The organism is Tenacibaculum halocynthiae (genome assembly GCF_964512825.1).
In the GTDB taxonomy this organism is placed as follows: domain Bacteria; phylum Bacteroidota; class Bacteroidia; order Flavobacteriales; family Flavobacteriaceae; genus Polaribacter; species Polaribacter halocynthiae.
In genome coordinates this window covers 268,842-288,358 of record NZ_CAZELG010000021.1, presented here as the reverse complement: position 1 = coordinate 288,358, position 19,517 = coordinate 268,842, and the positions used below count along the sequence as shown (strand labels likewise).

14 protein-coding genes are annotated in these 19,517 nt (G+C 28.7%); 9 read left to right on the top strand and 5 right to left on the bottom strand.

Going from position 1 to position 19,517, the window contains the following annotated elements; all coding sequences use genetic code 11:
• Positions 1 to 14 precede the first annotated feature (14 nt).
• From smpB to ACKTTQ_RS08250, 5 genes are read left to right on the top strand one after another with little or no spacing between them, the layout of a single operon-like run.
• Positions 15 to 473 carry an SsrA-binding protein SmpB gene (gene smpB, locus ACKTTQ_RS08270; protein ID WP_176974423.1) on the top strand — a complete coding sequence of 153 codons (459 nt, stop codon included), beginning with the start codon at positions 15 to 17 and terminating at the stop codon, positions 471 to 473.
• Entirely contained in the window at positions 473 to 1,372 is a 900-nt protein-coding gene (locus ACKTTQ_RS08265) for a UbiA family prenyltransferase (protein ID WP_408048929.1), read from the top strand. The genes smpB and ACKTTQ_RS08265 overlap by 1 nt, the downstream gene beginning before the upstream one ends.
• The gene (locus ACKTTQ_RS08260; RefSeq protein ID WP_408048928.1) at positions 1,359 to 1,940 is read left to right on the top strand and encodes a Maf family nucleotide pyrophosphatase; all 582 of its coding nucleotides are present in this window, start codon (positions 1,359 to 1,361) and stop codon (positions 1,938 to 1,940) included. The genes ACKTTQ_RS08265 and ACKTTQ_RS08260 overlap by 14 nt, the downstream gene beginning before the upstream one ends.
• Before the next feature lie 52 nt (positions 1,941 to 1,992).
• A complete protein-coding gene (locus ACKTTQ_RS08255; RefSeq protein WP_093871600.1) occupies positions 1,993 to 2,943 on the top strand; it encodes a transketolase family protein in 951 nt (316 codons plus the stop codon).
• Between the two features lie 46 nt (positions 2,944 to 2,989).
• Positions 2,990 to 3,601, top strand: coding sequence for a porin family protein (locus ACKTTQ_RS08250; RefSeq protein ID WP_093871599.1), 612 nt, complete (start codon positions 2,990 to 2,992; stop codon positions 3,599 to 3,601).
• A 1,418-nt stretch (positions 3,602 to 5,019) separates the two neighbouring features.
• On the opposite strand, the gene ACKTTQ_RS08245 is transcribed toward ACKTTQ_RS08250, so the two are convergent.
• The gene (locus ACKTTQ_RS08245; RefSeq protein WP_408048927.1) at positions 5,020 to 5,415 is read right to left on the bottom strand and encodes a YchJ family protein; all 396 of its coding nucleotides are present in this window, start codon (positions 5,413 to 5,415) and stop codon (positions 5,020 to 5,022) included.
• Entirely contained in the window at positions 5,416 to 5,775 is a 360-nt protein-coding gene (locus ACKTTQ_RS08240) for a hypothetical protein (RefSeq protein ID WP_408048926.1), read from the bottom strand.
• A gap of 213 nt (positions 5,776 to 5,988) precedes the next feature.
• On the opposite strand from ACKTTQ_RS08240, the gene ACKTTQ_RS08235 reads away from it, so the two are divergent.
• Positions 5,989 to 7,140 (top strand): response regulator, encoded by a 1,152-nt coding sequence (locus ACKTTQ_RS08235; RefSeq protein WP_093871597.1) that lies wholly within the window; start codon positions 5,989 to 5,991, stop codon positions 7,138 to 7,140.
• 111 nt (positions 7,141 to 7,251) lie between these two features.
• On the opposite strand, the gene ACKTTQ_RS08230 is transcribed toward ACKTTQ_RS08235, so the two are convergent.
• Entirely contained in the window at positions 7,252 to 8,127 is an 876-nt protein-coding gene (locus ACKTTQ_RS08230; protein WP_113787342.1) for a neutral zinc metallopeptidase, read from the bottom strand.
• 376 nt (positions 8,128 to 8,503) lie between these two features.
• Between ACKTTQ_RS08230 and ACKTTQ_RS08225 the strand changes: the two genes are divergently transcribed.
• The gene (locus tag ACKTTQ_RS08225) at positions 8,504 to 14,191 is read left to right on the top strand and encodes an endonuclease (protein ID WP_408048925.1); all 5,688 of its coding nucleotides are present in this window, start codon (positions 8,504 to 8,506) and stop codon (positions 14,189 to 14,191) included.
• A gap of 146 nt (positions 14,192 to 14,337) precedes the next feature.
• On the opposite strand, the gene ACKTTQ_RS08220 is transcribed toward ACKTTQ_RS08225, so the two are convergent.
• Together ACKTTQ_RS08220 and ACKTTQ_RS08215 are read right to left on the bottom strand one after the other, a co-directional pair.
• A complete protein-coding gene (locus ACKTTQ_RS08220) occupies positions 14,338 to 14,754 on the bottom strand; it encodes a DoxX family protein (RefSeq protein WP_408048924.1) in 417 nt (138 codons plus the stop codon).
• A 119-nt stretch (positions 14,755 to 14,873) separates the two neighbouring features.
• Positions 14,874 to 15,434: a Crp/Fnr family transcriptional regulator gene (locus ACKTTQ_RS08215; protein WP_408048923.1), complete on the bottom strand. Its 561-nt coding sequence runs from the start codon at positions 15,432 to 15,434 to the stop codon at positions 14,874 to 14,876.
• A 250-nt stretch (positions 15,435 to 15,684) separates the two neighbouring features.
• Between ACKTTQ_RS08215 and ACKTTQ_RS08210 the strand changes: the two genes are divergently transcribed.
• Positions 15,685 to 17,877, top strand: a complete 2,193-nt coding sequence (locus ACKTTQ_RS08210) for a tetratricopeptide repeat protein (RefSeq protein WP_408048922.1) — start codon at positions 15,685 to 15,687, stop codon at positions 17,875 to 17,877.
• A 278-nt stretch (positions 17,878 to 18,155) separates the two neighbouring features.
• Positions 18,156 to 19,487 carry a leucine-rich repeat domain-containing protein gene (locus ACKTTQ_RS08205; RefSeq protein ID WP_408048921.1) on the top strand — a complete coding sequence of 444 codons (1,332 nt, stop codon included), beginning with the start codon at positions 18,156 to 18,158 and terminating at the stop codon, positions 19,485 to 19,487.
• Positions 19,488 to 19,517: the final 30 nt, after the last annotated feature.

Below are 19,517 nucleotides of genomic sequence, written 5' to 3'. Positions count from 1 at the left end.
ATTTGTTTTTGATTATGCAAAAAAATATAAACATACAGAATAAAAAGGCTCGTTTTGAATACGAGATTATAGATAAATATACTGCAGGAATTCAGCTTACTGGAACGGAAATAAAGTCGATACGTCATAGCAAAGCAAGAATTACAGAAAGTTTTTGTGAATTTAATGATAAAGGAGAACTTTTTGTTATTAATATGTATATTGAAGAGTATGCTTTCGGTAATCAATTTAATCACAATCCTAAAAGTGAAAGGCGTTTGTTATTGAATAAAAGAGAGTTGAAAAAATTAGCTAGAGAAGTTGAAGCTAAAGGGAATACAATTGTTCCTTTAAGACTTTTTATTAATGAAAATGGCTGGGCTAAATTAGACGTAGCTTTAGCAAAAGGTAAGAAAACACATGATAAAAGGGAAACGATGAAAGATCGTGATAGCAAAAGAGATTTAGCTAGAATAAAAAAGAATTTTAATTAATGACTAAAACTTTTTTAAATATTATAAAATGGAAAAATCTATTGTACATAGCATTTATTCAGTTTTTATTTAAAATGTTTTTTTTACATGGTTATGGTTTTAAAACCAAACTTTCTTTTTTTGATTTATTTTTACTACAATTATCTACAGTTGGAGTATTAGCAGCCGGTTTTTTAATAAACTATTACGCAAGAAAGAAGGAAGTTAAATTCCCAAAATACCCAATTCAGAAGGCAAAAAAAACAGGGATTATTATAGCTCTTGCTAGTGTTTTCATAGGCTTTATATTGTCTTTTAATATCAATAAACCTTATTATGGTTTTATTGGTGTTTTTAATATGTGTGTAATTGCTTTATATTCTTTGTATGTTTTAAAAAAAACAATTTTCACCAACATTATAAATTCATTTATTAAGGCATATAGTGTGCTTTTAGTATGGTGGTGTGATTTACCCGTGAATTTAACAACAGAACAATGGGACTTATTATTTAAATTTCAACTTATAACGATATTCTATATTTCGCTATCATTTATGGGGAATATTGTTAGGGAAAGTATAAAAGATATTATAAATATTAATCATGATTATACTTATAATCACCAAACAATTCCAATAGTTTTAGGGAGAAGAAGAACAAAAACAATGATTTTAATTATTTCAATTTTAACAAGTATAGTTGTATTGGGATTTGCAATTTCATTTATTCAAAATAAATTTATACTCTCAACAATTTTATTATTAGGTACCTTTCCTGAATTATACTTCATTTATTATTTATTAAGTGCAAGAAGTGATAATGATTATAAGGCTTTGCTAAAAAAATCTAATATAGTTTACACTTTAGCTGTTATGAGTATTCCTATTATTGCTTACTATTTTAAATATGTTATCAAATAAATTAAAAAACTATAAAGTTATTTTAGCTTCAGGTTCACCTAGAAGGCACGAGCTTTTGAAAGATTTGGATGTCGATTTTACAATTAAACTTAAAGAGGTAGATGAAGTGTATCCAAATAATTTAAAATCGTATGAAATTACTGATTTTTTAGCTGAATTGAAGTCTAAAGCTTTTGAGAAAAGTATAGAAAAAGAAGAATTAATTATTACTTCTGATACTATTGTATGGATAGATGGTATTGCATTGGGGAAACCTAAAAATTATGAAGATGCTTTTGATATGCTTAGCAGGTTATCAAATAATGTGCACGAGGTAATTACATCTGTTTGTATTTTAAATAAAAATTTTAAGAAAGTAATTAACGATTCAGTAAAAGTATATTTTAAAAAATTAACAAAAGAAGAGATTGATTATTACATTACTACATACAAACCGTATGATAAAGCAGGAGCTTATGGGATTCAAGAATGGATAGGAAAAATAGGAATAACTAAAATTGAAGGTAGTTATTTTACTGTTATGGGTTTCCCTGTTCATAAACTTTATAAAGAATTAATGAAATTATAACTTAATTATTTTTTAAAAGATTATTTTTGAACCGTATTTACAACACATACTAATGAAGAAATATACTTACACTGAAAAAAAAGATACCCGTTCAGGATTTGGCGATGGGTTAACTGAATTAGGAAAAACAAATCCTAATGTCGTAGCTCTATGTGCCGATTTAACCGGTTCGTTAAAGATGAATGATTTTGAAAAAAATCATCCAGAACGTTTTTATCAAGTTGGAATTGCTGAAGCAAATATGATGGGAATCGCAGCTGGGCTTACTATTGGAGGAAAAATTCCATTTACAGGAACCTTTGCTAACTTTTCAACAGGTCGTGTATACGATCAAATTCGTCAATCTATAGCGTATTCTGATAAAAATGTAAAAGTATGTGCATCGCATGCAGGTCTTACTTTAGGAGAAGACGGAGCTACACACCAAATATTAGAAGATATTGGATTAATGAAAATGTTACCAGGTATGACAGTAATTAATACTTGTGATTATAGTCAAACTAAAGCAGCTACTCTTGCTATAGCTGAGCATGAAGGCCCTGTATATTTACGTTTTGGACGACCAAAAGTACCTGTATTTATGACAGATGAACCATTTGTTATTGGGAAAGCAATTAAGCTTACTGAAGGTACTGATGTTACAATAGTAGCTACAGGTCATTTAGTATGGGAAGCATTACAAGCTGCAGAACAACTAGAAGAAAAAGGAATATCTGCTGAAGTTATAAACATACATACTATAAAGCCTTTAGATGAAGAAGCTATTTTAGAATCTGTAGCTAAAACTGGTTGTGTAGTAACTGCAGAAGAACATAATAAATATGGAGGCTTGGGAGAGAGTGTAGCACGTTGTTTAGCTACAAATAATCCTTCACCTCAAGAATTTGTAGCTGTTAATGATAGTTTTGGTGAATCTGCAACACCAGATCAGTTAATGGCGAAGTACGGATTAAATGATGTGGCTATCATTGCTGCCGTAGAAAAAGTAATCAAAAGAAAATAATATAAATTAAAATTCGTTAAACAAATAAATTTAAATTATTTAGATTATGAAAAAAATAGCAATATTAGTTTTGTTTTTATTAGGAGTTGTTCAAGTTTCTCAATCACAAATACAGTTTGGTATTAAAGGGGGGATTAATTACAATTCTGATTCTTTTCAAGAGGTAAAAACAGATGTTTTAGACGGTGCTAAGAGTAAAACTGGATTTCATATTGGGGTTTTATCACGTATAAAAATTCCTGTAATTGGTTTGTATGTTCAGCCTGAGTTGGTATATACATCTTTAAAAAGTGAAATATCAGCTAAAAATTCAGATGAAATAGCTAGTTATAATTTTCAAAAAATTGATATACCTGTATTATTAGGTAAAAAATTTTTAAAGGTAGCCCATGTTTTTGTAGGTCCATCTTTTCAATACATTATTGATGGGGATTTTAGTTTAAAAAGTTTAAACGATGTAAAAACTGATGTAAGTGGTTTTACAGTTGGACTTCAATTAGGTGCTGGTGTTGAATTAGGTAAGATAGGATTAGATGTAAGATGGGAAAGAGCTTTTTCAGATACTGAATCACAATTAATTAATAGTAATGGAGCTCCAAATGTTAATTTTGATACAAGAGTAAACCAAATTATAGTTGGATTATCATATAGGTTTTAAAGAGCACAAAAAAATCTCTTTAACTGAAATATAGAATTTTTATAAAAAGCTGAATAATTTAAAATTATTCAGCTTTTTTAATTTATAATTATAAAATAATTGGCTGTTACTTTTTCAATAAACATTACATATTAAAAAGGGAAAGAGGAAAGGCCAACTTTAATAAGAAAACCTCTCCTCTCAACGCTATATTGTAATACGTATATATATTAGAAGATTGAAACTTAAAATTGTTACAACTTAAATGTTAAAATTAATATAAGTAGTTGATTTAATAGTGTTTATATTTTTTTTTCTGCTTATAAATTTAAAAGTGATTGAATAGACAGTTGTAGTTTTTTAGTTAATATGACTATATTAAAAAGGGAAAGAGGAAAGGCCAACTTTAATAAGAAAACCTCTCCTCTCAACGCTATATTGTAATACGTATATATATTAGAAGATTGAAACTTAAAATTGTTACAACTTAAATGTTAAAATTAATATAAGTAGTTGATTTAATAGTGTTTATATTTTTTTTCTGCTTGTAAATTTAAAAGTGATTGAATAGACAGTTGTAGTTTTTTAGTTAATATGACTATATTAAAAAGGGAAAGAGGAAAGGCCAACTTTAATAAGAAAACCTCTCCTCTCAACGCTATATTGTAATACGTATATATATTAGAAGATTGAAACTTAAAATTGTTACAACTTAAATGTTAAAATTAATATAAGTAGTTGATTTAATAGTGTTTATTTTTTTTTTTTCTGCTTGTAAATTTAAAAGTGATTGAATAGACAGCTGTAGTTTTTTAGTTAATATGACTATATTAAAAAGGGAAAGAGGAAAGGCCAACTTTAATAAGAAAACCTCTCCTCTCAACATAATATTGTAATACGTATATATAAGTTAGAAGAATGAAACCTAAAATTGTTACAACTTAAATGTTAAAATTAGTATAAGTAGTTGAATTAATAGTGTTTATGATTGTTTTTATCCATGTAAAGTTAAATGTGGTTAACTAGATAGTTGTAGTTTTTTAGTTAATATGAAAATATTAAAAAGGGAAAGAGGAAAGGCCAACTTCAATAAGAAAACCTCTCCTCTCAACATAATATTGTAATACGTATATATAAGTTAGAAGAATGAAACCTAAAATTGTTACAACTTAAATGTTAAAATTAGTATAAGTAGTTGAATTAATAGTGTTTATGATTGTTTTTATCCATGTAAAGTTAAATGTGGTTAACTAGATAGTTGTAATTTTTTAGTATGCATGAGTGTATTAAAAAAGGAAAGAGGAAAGGCCAACTTCAATAAGAAAACCTCTCCTCTCAACATAATATTGTAATACGTATATATAAGTTAGAAGAATGAAACTTAAAATTGTTACAACTTAAAATGTTAAATTATATTAAGCTCTTTGTAAATGAGTGTTTTATACAGCCTCTACATAAACCCAGTGATTATTTTCTTTATGGAAAAGAGAGTTTTCATGGATAGCTTCTATTTTCCCATTTTCCATAAAAAAAGCTTTGAATTCTACATTTCCAACACTATCGATAGAAGTACCTCTAAATGTTTTTAAAACTTCAAGTTTAATCCATTGAACCGATTTAGACCATTTTAAAATTTCTTTTTTCTCTTTTTTATTTGGTCTTGTACTGCTATGATGACTCTTTTGTAGATAATCAATATTACCTAGTACAAAAGCACTGTATCTTGAGCGCATTAAATTTTCAGCAGATATAGCTAAGTTAATATTTTGATGTGCTTTTTGACAACAATTTTTATATTTTATAGATGGATTACATGGACATTGCATCGTATTCATTTAATTTAAAAGTTCATTTTCATCTTTTATTCTAAAACATCGTTCTTCACCTAAATATAATGGGTTTCCGTGCTTTTCAGACCAAAAACCATCTAGTATGTCTTTGTTTATACATCTGTAAACCACAACTCCTTTATAAATAATTTGATTCTCTCCAAGATAATTAAAGTTAATAACCAAAATAGAATCTTTAAAAAAACCTGATCCATATTGCTCTTGATCATTATTAATAATCCACTTAGCAATAATTCTATTATTATCATCTAAACTTAAGCTGAGAATGCCTTTATAGGTGATTTCTTCTGCGTCTTGATTACTCCCAATTATATTATAATTTCCGACTAGATCTTTAATTGTCATGTATAATTTTTAAAGAAGTAAAGTTACTTTTTTAGTTATGGTTGAAAAATAACTAATAGAAGTATTTTTAGTTTTTTTGAAAACATACGATTCACCATTTATCTATAAAAAACAACGATTAAACGTAAGTGTTTAGAGAACCAACGATATACGAAGCTTTAATATAGACTTGTAATCTATTTTTGTTATATCAAAACTCCAAAAACTTATAAAATGAAAGTACTAGTAATAGATGATCAAGAATTAGTGTTGCTCCCTATAGAAAAGAGGTTAACAGCAATGGGGTATAATGTAAAGGTTGAAACTAATGGAATAGAAGGTAAAAAACTATTTGATTCTTTTAATCCTGATTTAGTAATTATAGATATTAATATGCCTGAGATTTCAGGGTTAGATATTGTTGAGTACATAAGAGAAGAAGCAAGATCAGCAACACCAATAATGGTTTTATCAGGTAGTGTAGATGATAATAATATAATCAAAGGGTTTGAGTTAGGAATTAATGATTATATGAAAAAACCATTAAGTTTAAATGAAATTTGTGCAAGAACTAAGCATTTAATTGGAGCTCCACAAATAAATAAAAAAGAAGTTACATATAGCAATAGAGTTATTATTCAAAAAAGAGGAGTAGGAGTTGTAATTCCGTGTTACAATGAAGAAGAAAGACTTTTAAAAGAAGAATTTTTAAGTTTTATAGATGAGTATACGGGGTATTATTTATGTTTTGTAAACGATGGTAGCACTGATAAAACATTAGAGGCATTAGAAAGGTTAAAAGTAGGAAGAGAAGACTATATAACTGTATATAATTGTGAACAAAATGGAGGTAAAGCAGAAGCAGTAAGACAAGGAATGTTGTATCTGTCTGAAAATAAATCGTTAGATTATATTGGATTCTTAGATGCTGATTTATCAACAGATTTTAATGATTTTGAAGATCTGGTAGCTAGTATTGAAGGGTCTGACTTTAAAATTGTTAGTGGGTCAAGAATTCAGAGAATGGGAGCTAATATAGCTAAAGATTCAGCTAGGGCAATTATAAGTATGACTATCAATTTTATAATAAGAAAAATATTGTCAATGGACTTTAAAGATACTCAATGCGGTGCTAAAATTTTTGATAAGGATGTTGTTCAGTTACTCTTTGGTAAAAAATTTATGACTAAATGGTTGTTTGATGTAGAAATATTTATGAGAATGAGGAAAAAATTTACATTAGCAAAAGCAAAACAAATGATATCAGAAATGCCTTTAAAAAGATGGGTTCATGTTGATGGTTCTAAATTGTCAATGAAAGATTCGATAAAAATTGTTTTTCAATTAGGTCAAATATTTTTTGGATATAGAGGTAAAACTGTGTAAATAATTAATAGATAATAAGAAATAAACATTAGATATATATTAAAAAAAATAAGAGAGGCTTGATTAGAGCCTCTCTTTTATAAATAATCAATCGCTATTTAATGTGTATTATTAGTTGTTGCTTAAGTTAGCGAATTCATCTTCAGATATTTTACCTGAATTGATATCTTTTAACTCATCCATTTTTGATAACATGTATTTATGTACATTACTATCTATATCTTTTGGTTTTACCATGTTAGTAGATTTTCCATTACCAGGAAGAACATAACTGTTATAGTAATAAAAGAAATAATAATCAAGGTTACTATTTGATAAGTTATATTGACCTAATAACCATCCTAACCTTAAAGCAGAACGTCTTTGTGGCGCACTACCATGAGAAGAACCACTAGCTCCTGCAATTGATTGAGCAAATCTATATGCTGGGTCAACTTCAGTCCAGTTAGTAGTATATCTTTTTCTTAAGTAATATCCAGCAAATCCATCTGCCTCTAATTCAGTATTAGAAGCTCCAGTTACTGAAGGATATCCTTGTCTAAATTGTACTTGATGAGCTACTTCATGAGCTGCAATATATCCTACTGCAATTCTTCCGTAGTTTAATGCTCCACTTAACATTTCTTCACCCCATATAATATAATTTGCTGGAGGTCCGTATGAAAGTGCATTGAAAGTACCGCTTCCTGCGGCAAAATAAAGTGGCACGTTATTTAAACCAAAAAGGCTAGATGCACTATTATTTTGTTGTTTTAAAAAGTTTGTTTCTGTACTATTTACAATAGTATTTGACCAGTAAGAATTTGGTCCAAATTGTGATACTGTAGCACAATCATGTGCTGTACCCGCGTTGTTTAAATGACTAGGTAAAAGTCCAATTTCTGGAGAATTTGGGTCTTTTGCTGTGTTTTTGTCTATTTCATTGTTGTCACAACTTTGTAACGAGACTAAAACAGCCAACGTCATTAATCTTAAAACTTGTTTCATTTTTTTAGAAGGTTTAGAAAGGTTTGTGCGATTGATTAATTCGTCGCCAAATATATAGTTTAAAATAACTTATCCCAAAAAATTAATAAAAAAAACATATAAAATGTAAAATTTTAACAAAAATTGGGTTTTTGTTGTTTTTTTAAACAAGTGAAAAACATAATACTCCTTAAGTTTTTTGAAGATTTATTACTTGTGTTTGTGTAAATATATATGATTTAAATCGCTGATTATTAATTATTTATGTTTTATTTTAGTGATTGTTAATAAGTTTTTTCTTGAAAAGAAAGAGTCTTTTAACAATTAATATTGTGTTAACAATTAATGTTTTGGTTACACTATCTTTGTGAGGATTAATTTAAACACAATTTTTTTCATGAACAAAAATATCCTTCAAAGGCAATTTTTATTGTCTATTTTTTTACTAATGAGTTGTTTGTCATTTTCACAAGTGCCAACTTATTATAATGGATTTGACCTGACTAAAACAGGAGATGCATTAAAAACTGACTTAGCAGTATTAATAACTAATACACAAACTACCAACCTTAGTTATACTCCAGGAGTTTGGGATGCTTTACGTCAAACAGATTTAGATCCAACAAATAATAATAATGTTTTGTTGATATATGGTTATAATGATGGTGATAATAACTCTACAACTGATCGTACTCGCTCTAAAACTATGAATGGTGGTAATCAGGGAGATTGGAATAGAGAGCATACATATCCAAGATCTTTAGGAAACCCAAATCTAGGAAGTACTGGACCTGGATCAGATGCCCATCATGTACGATCAAGTGATGTACGTATGAATTCAAATAGAGGAAACCTTCGTTTTGGAAATGGTTCAGGAACAGCTGGAAATGTAAGTGGAAACTGGTATCCTGGAGATGAATGGAAAGGTGATGTAGCTCGTATGATGATGTATATGTATTTACGTTACGGTAACCAATGTTTAGCAACTGCAGTAGGTACAGGAACAAAAAACTACCATCCAGATATGATGGATATTTTTTTAGAGTGGAATGCACAAGATCCAGTATCTCAATATGAAATAAATAGAAATACGTTATTAGAAGGAATACAAGGAAATAGAAATCCTTTTATTGATAATCCTGCTTTTGCAACTTCTATTTGGGGAGGTCCGCAAGCTGCTAATCGTTTTAATTCAGGAACCACTGATACAGAGGCGCCAACTGCTCCAGCAAATCTTTTAGCAACAAATACAACTAAAACAGGTACAACTCTTGGATGGAATGCTTCTACTGATAACGTAGGTGTTTTAGCATACCAAGTATTTAACGGAACTACACAAATAGCTTCTGTAACTGGAACAACATATAATGTAACTGGTTTAACAGCAAGTACTGCATATACATTTACAGTAAAAGCTATTGATGCTGCTAGTAATGTATCAGTAATTAGTAATGCAGTTAGTATAACAACTTTAGATGATACAACAAACCCTGGTCCAACAGATGGAGTTATTGCTTTTCAAGGGTACGAAACTAGTGCTACAGATACTTGGAATTATTCAGTTTCACCAGTAGTATGTAATGATGGAGGTAATGATGTATGGGATGTAGTTTCTAGTGTTGGTTCTATTAGCCAAGCAGGTACTGGATCTAATTTTTTTGGAGTAAGAGATCTTAATGGTAATTGTGGTACTGCTGATGGTGGTACGCTTACTTTTAATTCTATTGATATAGAATCTTATGAAGATGTTGTTTTATCTTTTAAATTAAATATAGTAGGTTATGATGTAGCAAATGGAGATACATTGAGTTATGAAATTTTCCATGATACAACTTCACAAGGTGTTGTTACAGTAACTGATGCTAGTCCTTTTAGTACAGCTGGTTGGATTACCGTTTCAAAAACAGTTCCTAACACTGTTAAAAAAGTTTCAATAACTATTGCTGTTAAACAAAACGGAGGTAGTGATTACGCTGGAATTGATGATATTCAACTTACAGGTAAAACTATAGCAACTACATCTTCAATTATAATTAATGAAGTTGATGCTGATACTGCTGGAACTGATACTCAAGAATTTGTTGAATTATATGATGGTGGAGCAGGAAATACTTCTTTAGACGGATTGGTATTAGTATTTTATAATGGATCTAATAATACTAGTTATGCAGCTTATGATTTAGATGGTCAAACAACAAATGCTAATGGGTATTTTGTAATAGGAAATGTAGCGGTACCTAATGTTTCATCAATTACTTTTGCTAGTAATGGTTTACAAAATGGAGCTGATGCAGTAGCTTTATATACAGGAGATGCGTCAGATTTCCCTAATAGCTCTGCCATTGTAACTGATAATTTAGTAGATGCTTTTGTTTATGATACAAATGATTCTGATGATGCTGAACTTTTAGTATTGTTAAATGCTGGTGAGGCTCAAGTTAATGAAGGCGGAGCAGGAAATAAAGATAGTCATTCTTCTCAACGTATTCCTAATGGACAAGGAGGTACAAGAAATACAGCTACATATGCTCAATTAGCACCAACACCAGGTGAGCAAAATGGAGAAGTAGTAGTAGCTCCTACTGTTTTAATTAATGAAGTAGATGCTGATACTGAAGGTACAGATGTACAAGAGTTTGTTGAATTATTTGATGGAGGAGTAGGAAATACTTCATTAGATGGATTGGTATTAGTATTCTATAATGGATCAAATAATACTAGTTATGCGGCATATGATTTAGATGGACAAACAACAAATGCTAATGGATATTTTGTTGCAGGAAATGTTGCTGTACCAAATGTTTCGTCAATTACTTTTCCTAGTAATGGATTACAAAATGGAGCAGATGGAGTAGCGCTATATTCAGGGAATGCATCAGATTTCCCTAATGGATCTTCTGTTACTACCATTAATATTATAGATGCTTTAGTATATGATACAAATGATGCTGATGATGCTGAATTAGCAGTGTTAATGAATAGTGGACAAGCACAAATTAATGAAGATGCTAAAGGAAATAAAAATACACATTCTTTACAGCGTTATATTAATGGATCTGGAGGTTTAAGAAATACATCAACTTATACACAAGCAATTCCTACACCAGGAAGTGCAAATACAAATGCAACTGAACAAGTTAATTTAGTAATAAATGAAGTAGATGCAGATACAGCTGGATCAGATACTTTAGAGTTTGTTGAAATCTATGATGGAGGAAAAGGAAATACTTCATTAGATGGTTTTGTAATTGTAATGTATAATGGGTCAAATAATTTAAGCTATGGTGCTTATGATTTAGCTGGTCAAACAACAAATGCTGAAGGATATTTTGTATTAGGAAATACTGCAGTAGCTAATGTGAATATGACTCTTCCAAGTAATGGATTACAAAATGGAGCAGATGCAGTAGCTTTATATAGAGGAAATGCAACTTCATTTGCAAATGGAACATCAGTAACTACCACCGATTTAATAGATGCTTTAGTATATGATACAAATGATTCGGATGATGCTGAACTTTTAGTATTATTAAATACTGGACAAGCACAAATTAATGAAGACCAGTTAGGTGATAAAGATGGTCATTCTTCACAAAGAATTCCAAATGGAGATGGAGGAGTAAGAAACACAAGTACTTATACACAAGCAACACCAACACCTGGAACAGAAAATGGAGCAGTGATACCAGCACCAGATCCTATTTCAATTGCAGCTGCTCGTACTACAGCAACTGGAGAGTTAGTAACTGTAAGTGGAGTTTTAACAGTATCAGATCAATTTAGAGGTTCTGCTTATATTCAAGACGCTACTGGAGGTATTGCTATTTTTGATGAGTTAGTTCATGGTAATGGTAATTTTGCGATTGGAGATTCAATTACTGTAACAGGAACTCGTAGCGCATTTAATGATCAAATTCAAATTAACCCTGTAACTGAGGCTACAAATAACGGATTACCTAATAATCCAATAGTGCCAGCAACGGTTACTTTGAGCCAATTAGCTGATCATCCAGCTGAGTTAGTTCGTGTTATTAACCCAAGTTTCCCAACACCAGGAGGAATTCTTTTTGGAAATTCTAACTATACACTAACAGATACGAGTGGTACTGCACAATTACGTATTGACAATGATGTTACCTCATTAGTAGGTTTAGGGCAACCAGAAATATGTTCTGGAATTACTGGTGTAGTTGGAAGATTTTTTACAACATATCAATTATTACCAAGAATTAGAGAAGACTTGTCATGTGCTGGTGAATATACAACTCCAGATACGGTAGTAGAAGTTGATAAAGAAAAGGCATTAGATGTTGTAACTTGGAATATAGAATGGTTTGGAGATGAAAAAAATTCTCCAGCTGCAGGAAATACAAATTCAGATGCAATCCAAAAGGATAGTGTAAAAACGGTAATAAAAACTTTAAATGCAGATATTTATGCAGTGCAAGAAATTGCAGATGCAGCTTTGTTTACTCAAATGGTAAGTGAATTACCTGGGTATAGTTTTATTTTATCTGATGCAACATCGTATCCAAATGATACTTCAGGAACAAAACAACAAATAGGTTTTATTTATAAAACACAAACTGTTGAAGTAGTTGATGCTAAAGTGTTATTAAAATCAATTCATCCTTATTATAATGGAGGTAATGATTCAGCATTATCAGGATACCCTGAAGCAGATAAAACTCGTTTTTATGCAAGTGGTCGTTTACCGTTTATGTTAACGGCAAACGTTACTGTAAATGGTAGCACACAACAAGTTAATGTTGTTAACTTACATGCTAGAGCGAATAGAGGAACTGGGGCTCAGCAACGATATGATATGCGTAAATTTGATGTTGAAGTATTAAAAGATTCATTAGATACTCAATACGCAGACAAAAATTTAATTGTATTAGGAGATTATAATGATGATGTAGATGTTACTGTTGCTGATGGAGTTTCAAGTACTGCTTCAACATATCAAGCATATGTAAGTGATTCTACAAATTATAATGTAGTATCATCAACATTAAGCGCTCAAGGATACAGATCATATGCATTTAGAGAAAATATGATTGATCATATTACTCTTTCAAATGAATTATTTGATGAGTATATTAATGCTTCTGCTCGTGTACATTATGAGTTTTATGATAGTGATTATACAAAAACATCTTCTGATCACTTCCCAGTTTCTGTACAATTACAATTAAAAGCGCTTACTTTAGATAGTGTAACAACTACAGATGTAACATGTAATGGAACTGCCGATGGAACTGCTGTGATAAATGTTTCAGGAGGTTGTATGCCATATACTTATACATTAAATAACGGTATAGCTATTACAGAAAATAGTTTAGCAGGATTAGTTGCAGGTACCTATAATGTAGTAGTAACGGATGCATTAAATAATTCAGTAGTAGAAAATTTTACAATTACTGAAGGAACACCAATGACTGCTGCATTAACAAAAGGAGCAAAAGTGTATTTAGGATATGCTCCAAAATCATGTACTTCTATCGGTGTACTTGAGGTACTTGGAGGAGAAGCTCCTTATAGTTACGAATGGAGTACAGGAGAAACAACTGAAACTATCAATGTTTGCCCTACTGAAACAACAACATATTCAGTAACTATTACTGATGCAAGAGGATGTTCAATAGCATCAGAAACAGTAGTAAATGTAGAAGATGTAACTTGTGGGAAATTTGGGCACTACAATCGTGTAAAGATTTGCTTTAAAGGAAGACGTACAATTTGTGTTCCAACTTGGGCAGTGAAGTATTACTTAAAAAGAGGAAGTACTTTAGGCGATTGTGACGGTACTACTAATCAACCAGTTCGAATTACTAGATTAAATGTATTTCCTAACCCTTTTAGAAATAATTTGAATGTTCAATTTAATAGTACAGCTGATACAGATGCTACAATAGCTATTTATAGCTTTAGAGGTAGAAAAGTATTTGAAAAAACTATTTCTGTTACTGAAGGACAAACAAAGAACAAATTACAATTATCTAATTTAAGAAGAGGTTTTTATTATTTAAAAGTAATTGTTGATGGAAAAGTTAAGAAGGTTAGATGTATTATGAAACGTTAATCACTTAATAAATAAAATCAAAATATTTTGATCATAGTAAAGGCAACTAATTTATTAGTTGCCTTTTTATTTAAAATAAATAGAAGGTTTTATACCTAACTATTCAAAAATTTTAAGCATATTAATTTGACTTTTTTGTAAAGACACTAATCCCATTTAGAATTTGTTGATATGGCATATTTTCCTGCACCTAAAAACACTATAACTAATGCTCCAAATAAATATAATGCTTGTAATTCTATAGCCCAGCCACCATATTGGTTAATGGAAAATATTTCAGAAGCATGTGCCATTAAAATGGCAATGAACATGTTTAAGGTTAAAAACAAACTAGCTAATTTAGCTCTGTAACCTATAATTATAAGTACAGGGGCAACTACCTCTCCAATGAAAACACCATAAGAAAAGAATTCAGGTAAGCTCAAGCCATTCAATAAACTTTTAATAAATGAATAATTAGAATTCATGTTTGCAATACCGTGAAATAATATAAGTAAGCCTATACTAACTCTTTGAATTAATGTTCCAATTTCTGTGTTTTGAATTTTTTCTAAAATGCTCATGTCTTTTCAATTTTTAATGAATTATTGTGATACAAAATTCAAGGTATTAAAAGACATTAAACAGGACTAAAGTCACTATTAATTTGTGATTAATATCACATTTTATAAAAGAAGTTTAGTTAAGAGTTTAACCTACTTAATGTTTCCCTAGAAACACCAAGGTAAGCCGCAATTAGTTTTTTAGGTACTCGTTGAAATAATGTGGGGTGTTGCTCTAAGAGTAATTCGTATCGTTCTTTAGATGAGTTTTTTAACAATGATAGAATTCTATTTTGTAAGGCAATTCTACCATATTTGCTTTTTTTAGCCCAAAAGCGTTCCATTTTATGCATTTCTGCAGTTAGTTTTTCTCTATTTTCATAGGTAATATATAATAACTGACTATCTTCTATGCAATCGATATAAATTTTAGAGGAGGTTTGTTTTACAAATGATTCATAATCTGTAATCCACCAATTTTCCATACCAAATTGAACTATATGTTCTTTCCCTTTTTCATCAAAAAAATAACTTTTTAAACAACCTCTAATTATCCAATATTCTTTATTCGCAACCTCACCTTCTTGTAAAATATATTGATGTTTACGTTTTTTTACTTGCTCAAAATGACTTAAAATAAAATCAAATTCGTCATCTGTAAGTGAAATTATTTCTTCTATATGCTTTCTAAGTATATGCATTGTTTAGTAGTATTTTGACAAAAAAGAGTATACAAATATGCTTCTTTATTTTTAAAGAAATAAGAAGTGGTAAAATTAGTTATTAGGTTTTTAAAAATGAAAAGTTGTGTTAAAAACATCAAGTTTTTTTAATTTTAAAATCAGTAGTTTTAGCATTTATTATTTTTCTAGAATAAAATGAGTAGTAATTATATTCATAATTTATTTGACTTTTATAGGAAACATTAAATTCAAAAAATATTCATTTTAAATGAGTTACTCAAATTCACGCTTTTTTTACTTATTATTATTTCTTTTTATAGGAAGTATACAAGCTCAAAATTTTAAAAAAGATAGTTTAAAAAAGGAACTAAATAATAATATTAAAAAAGATTCTAACCGTGTTAAAACATTAAACGATTTAGCTTTTTATTATTATAAAAAGAATCCAACTCAAGCATTAATATATGTTAAAGAGGCAAAAAAAATAGCTACTGAAATAGAATTTATTAAAGGTCAGGCACGTAGTTTTTTTATTAATGGGCTAATAGAATCAAAAAAGTTAAATTATAATGAATCTATCAATTATTATAGTGAAGCACTTTTATTGTATGAAAAAATAAATCGTAAGAATAAAGTCTCTGAATGTTATGCAAAAATTGGGTTTATGTTTTTTTATAATTATGATTTTAATAATGCAATCTTAAATTTTAAAAGATCTATAGCTATAGATAATCAAACAAGAAACACTAATAAAACTGCAATTAAATTAAAATATGTAGGACATTCTTTTTTTGATACTGGAAAATATAATGAAGCACTTTTATACTATAATAAAGCGAAAAGTTTAAATATTAAACTTAATAATGAATTAGAATTATCTAATTGTTATTTAAGTATAGGAAGTATCTTTTTAAAAAAAGCAAATTATCCTTTTGCTTTAAAAAATTACAACAAGTCACTTGAAACTTCAGAAAAAATTAAAGATTCGCTAGGGGTCTCAAAAGCGTTAAATAATTTAGGGTTAGTTTATAAGAATTACGAAAATTATGACAAAGCGATTGAGAATTATAAGAAATCATTAGAATACCAAAGAAAGATTGGAAACAAAAAAAATATTTCAAAAGCTTTAAATAATATAGGGGTTATTTATATAAATAAAAAAGATTATAAAACTGCACTTAATTATCATAAAGAAGCATTACTAATTAGTGAAGAAATTAATGATAAAATTGGACAAACTAGATATTTAAATAACATTGGTAGAGTTTATGGAGAATTAAAAAATGAAATTAAAGCTATTAGGTGTTTTGAAAAAGCTGAAGTAATTAGTTTAAAATTTGGTTATCAGTTAGGTTTATGTAATTCGTATTATAGAATGACAATTTCATATATAAATCAAAAAAAATATAAGAAAGCGTTGTTTTATGCTTTAAAAGGTAAGAATATTTCAAACAAATTAAGAATACTTTATTTTCAAAAAGATATTTACGAATTACTTTCAGTGATTTATAATAATATTGGTGATTATAAAAGAGCTTTTAAAAGTCATAAAAAATTCAAAATATTTAATGACAGTCTTTTTAACAAAGAAAATATTCAGAAAATTACTCAATTAGAATATGAGTATAAATATAAAGACGAATTAGCATCTGCAGAAAAAAGAGAATTAAAATTAACAAAAAGAGTAAGATCTACTTCTCAAGATTTAGAAAACTCTAAACATAATTTATTACTTGGAGTAATAGCTTTTTTAGTAACAATTCTAACTTTAGGAGGCGTAATTTTCTTTTTAAGAATTAGAAATGAAAAATCTAAAATTCAAAATATAGTTATAGAACAAAAATTATTACGTTCACAAATGACACCACATTTTATTTTTAATTCGCTTTCTGTATTGCAAGGAATGATATTGAATAAAGAACAGAAAAAATCAATTTCTTATTTGTCAAAGTTTTCAAAACTACTTCGAATTATTTTAGAAAATTCAAGAGACAAAACAGTTTTATTATCTCAAGAGCTAACTGCAATAGAAAACTATTTAATACTTCAGAATTTAGAAAATGAAACCTATAATTATACCATTTCTATAAATGATACTTTAAATACTTCTGAGTTTAAAATACCGCCCATGTTAATTCAACCGTTCATTGAAAACGCCATAGAACATGCGTTTATAAATCAAAGTGAAAATAAAACTATTACTATTAATCTTGAATTTTTAAATAAAGAATTAATATGTAAAATTATAGATAATGGTATTGGAATAAGTTCACAAACGGAAAATAATAATCAATATAAAAAGTCATTATCTACAGCGATTACTTCTGAAAGATTAAAAATATTATCTAAATATTTTAAAATGAAAGGAACAGTAACTTTAGAAGATAGAAGTAAATATAATAAGAAGGGAACCCAAGTTATTTTAAAAATACCATATATAAAAGAAAGAGTTAGTAATTAAAGAAAAGGTTTATTGTATAAAGAATAAGTTTTTTAATATATAAGTTTGAGTTAATCATTTTTGATTAATTATATAGAACCAAATAAAGACTAGCTACTTTTAAAAATGATTCGTAAATATTAAATATTTTTAAGAGGAATAACATTAATATTTCAATTTTACGCATATTACTTCTAGTATTACATATATTTATTTAGAGTTAACCGAAATAGTTTTTCTGTTTTTCTCTTCATTGGTTTGATATAGTTTTATGATAAATAATAACTAAAACAAATCTTATGAAAAAAACATTACTTATTGTCACCTTACTGTTTATATCTATAGTAGGGCATTCACAAACTTTTATTTCAGGAAAATTAACTTATGAAGTAATATCTACTCAACCCAATAAAGTAAAAGTTATAGATTATAATACAACTGGTGGAACAACAGTTGTAATTCCTAGTTCAGTTACTAGGCATATATTGGGCACCGGAGGTATTGGTATAACTTATAGTGTTACAGAAATTGGAGCAAATGCTTTTAAATACAATTCATTAGTAAATGTAACAATTCCTAATAGCGTAATTAGTATTAGAAATGGAGCTTTTGAAGATAATTATTTAACAAATGTACTAATTCCTGATAGTGTAATTAGTATTGGTTATAAGGCTTTTAAGGATAATTTATTAACGGACATTTCTTTCTCTTCTGCTCTTACAATTATTGGTTATGAAGCTTTTAAAAATAACCAAATTGCAAGTGTAATACTTCCAAATAATATTATAACTGTTGGAAACGGAGCTTTTGAAAATAATGAAATTACGAGTGCAACTATCTCTAGTGGAATGACAAGTATTTCAAGTACACTTTTTAAGTATAACGAATTAACAAGTATCACTATTCCTAACACTATAACGAGTATAGGTGCTAATTCTTTTAATAGTAATAATTTATCAAGTATTTTTATTCCTAATAGTGTAACGTATATAGGTAATGGGGCATTTCAAAGTAACCAACTTACTAGTGTAACTCTTCCAAATACCATTACATTTATAGGTGGTGCTACTTTTCAAAGTAATAATCTTTCTAGTATTGTAATTCCTAGTTCTGTAACACAAATAAGGATGTGGGCATTTAGTGGTAATGAATTAACAAATATAACCATACCAAGTAATGTAGATACCATCCAAGGTGGAGCATTTGCTTCAAACCCTTTAGCAAGTGTGACCTCATTAGCTACAGTACCACCAACAATAGTTACAGGTTTAGGAGATTCTTTTGGTTACAATCGTAATACAATAAATTTGCACATACCATCGGGTACTATAGGAGCATATGTTACAGACCCTGGGGCTTTGTGGACTGGGTTTAATTCCGTTACAGAAAATTTTGTAGCAGGTGGTGACATATCAAATGCTGTAAAAGTAATTACTACAGCAGAAGAGATTACAGTAAAATACCCAAAAAACAGCAAATTACTTGGATACACTATGTATGATATTTACGGTATTATTGTTACAAAAGGCAGAGGCAATAAAATAGCTACAAATATTATTACTAGTGGTGTATATATTTTAAAACTAAATTTTAAAGAAGGCACTTGTACAAAGAGAGTACTTGTTCAATAATATTAAAAAAAGAAAACACAAGTAACTTAT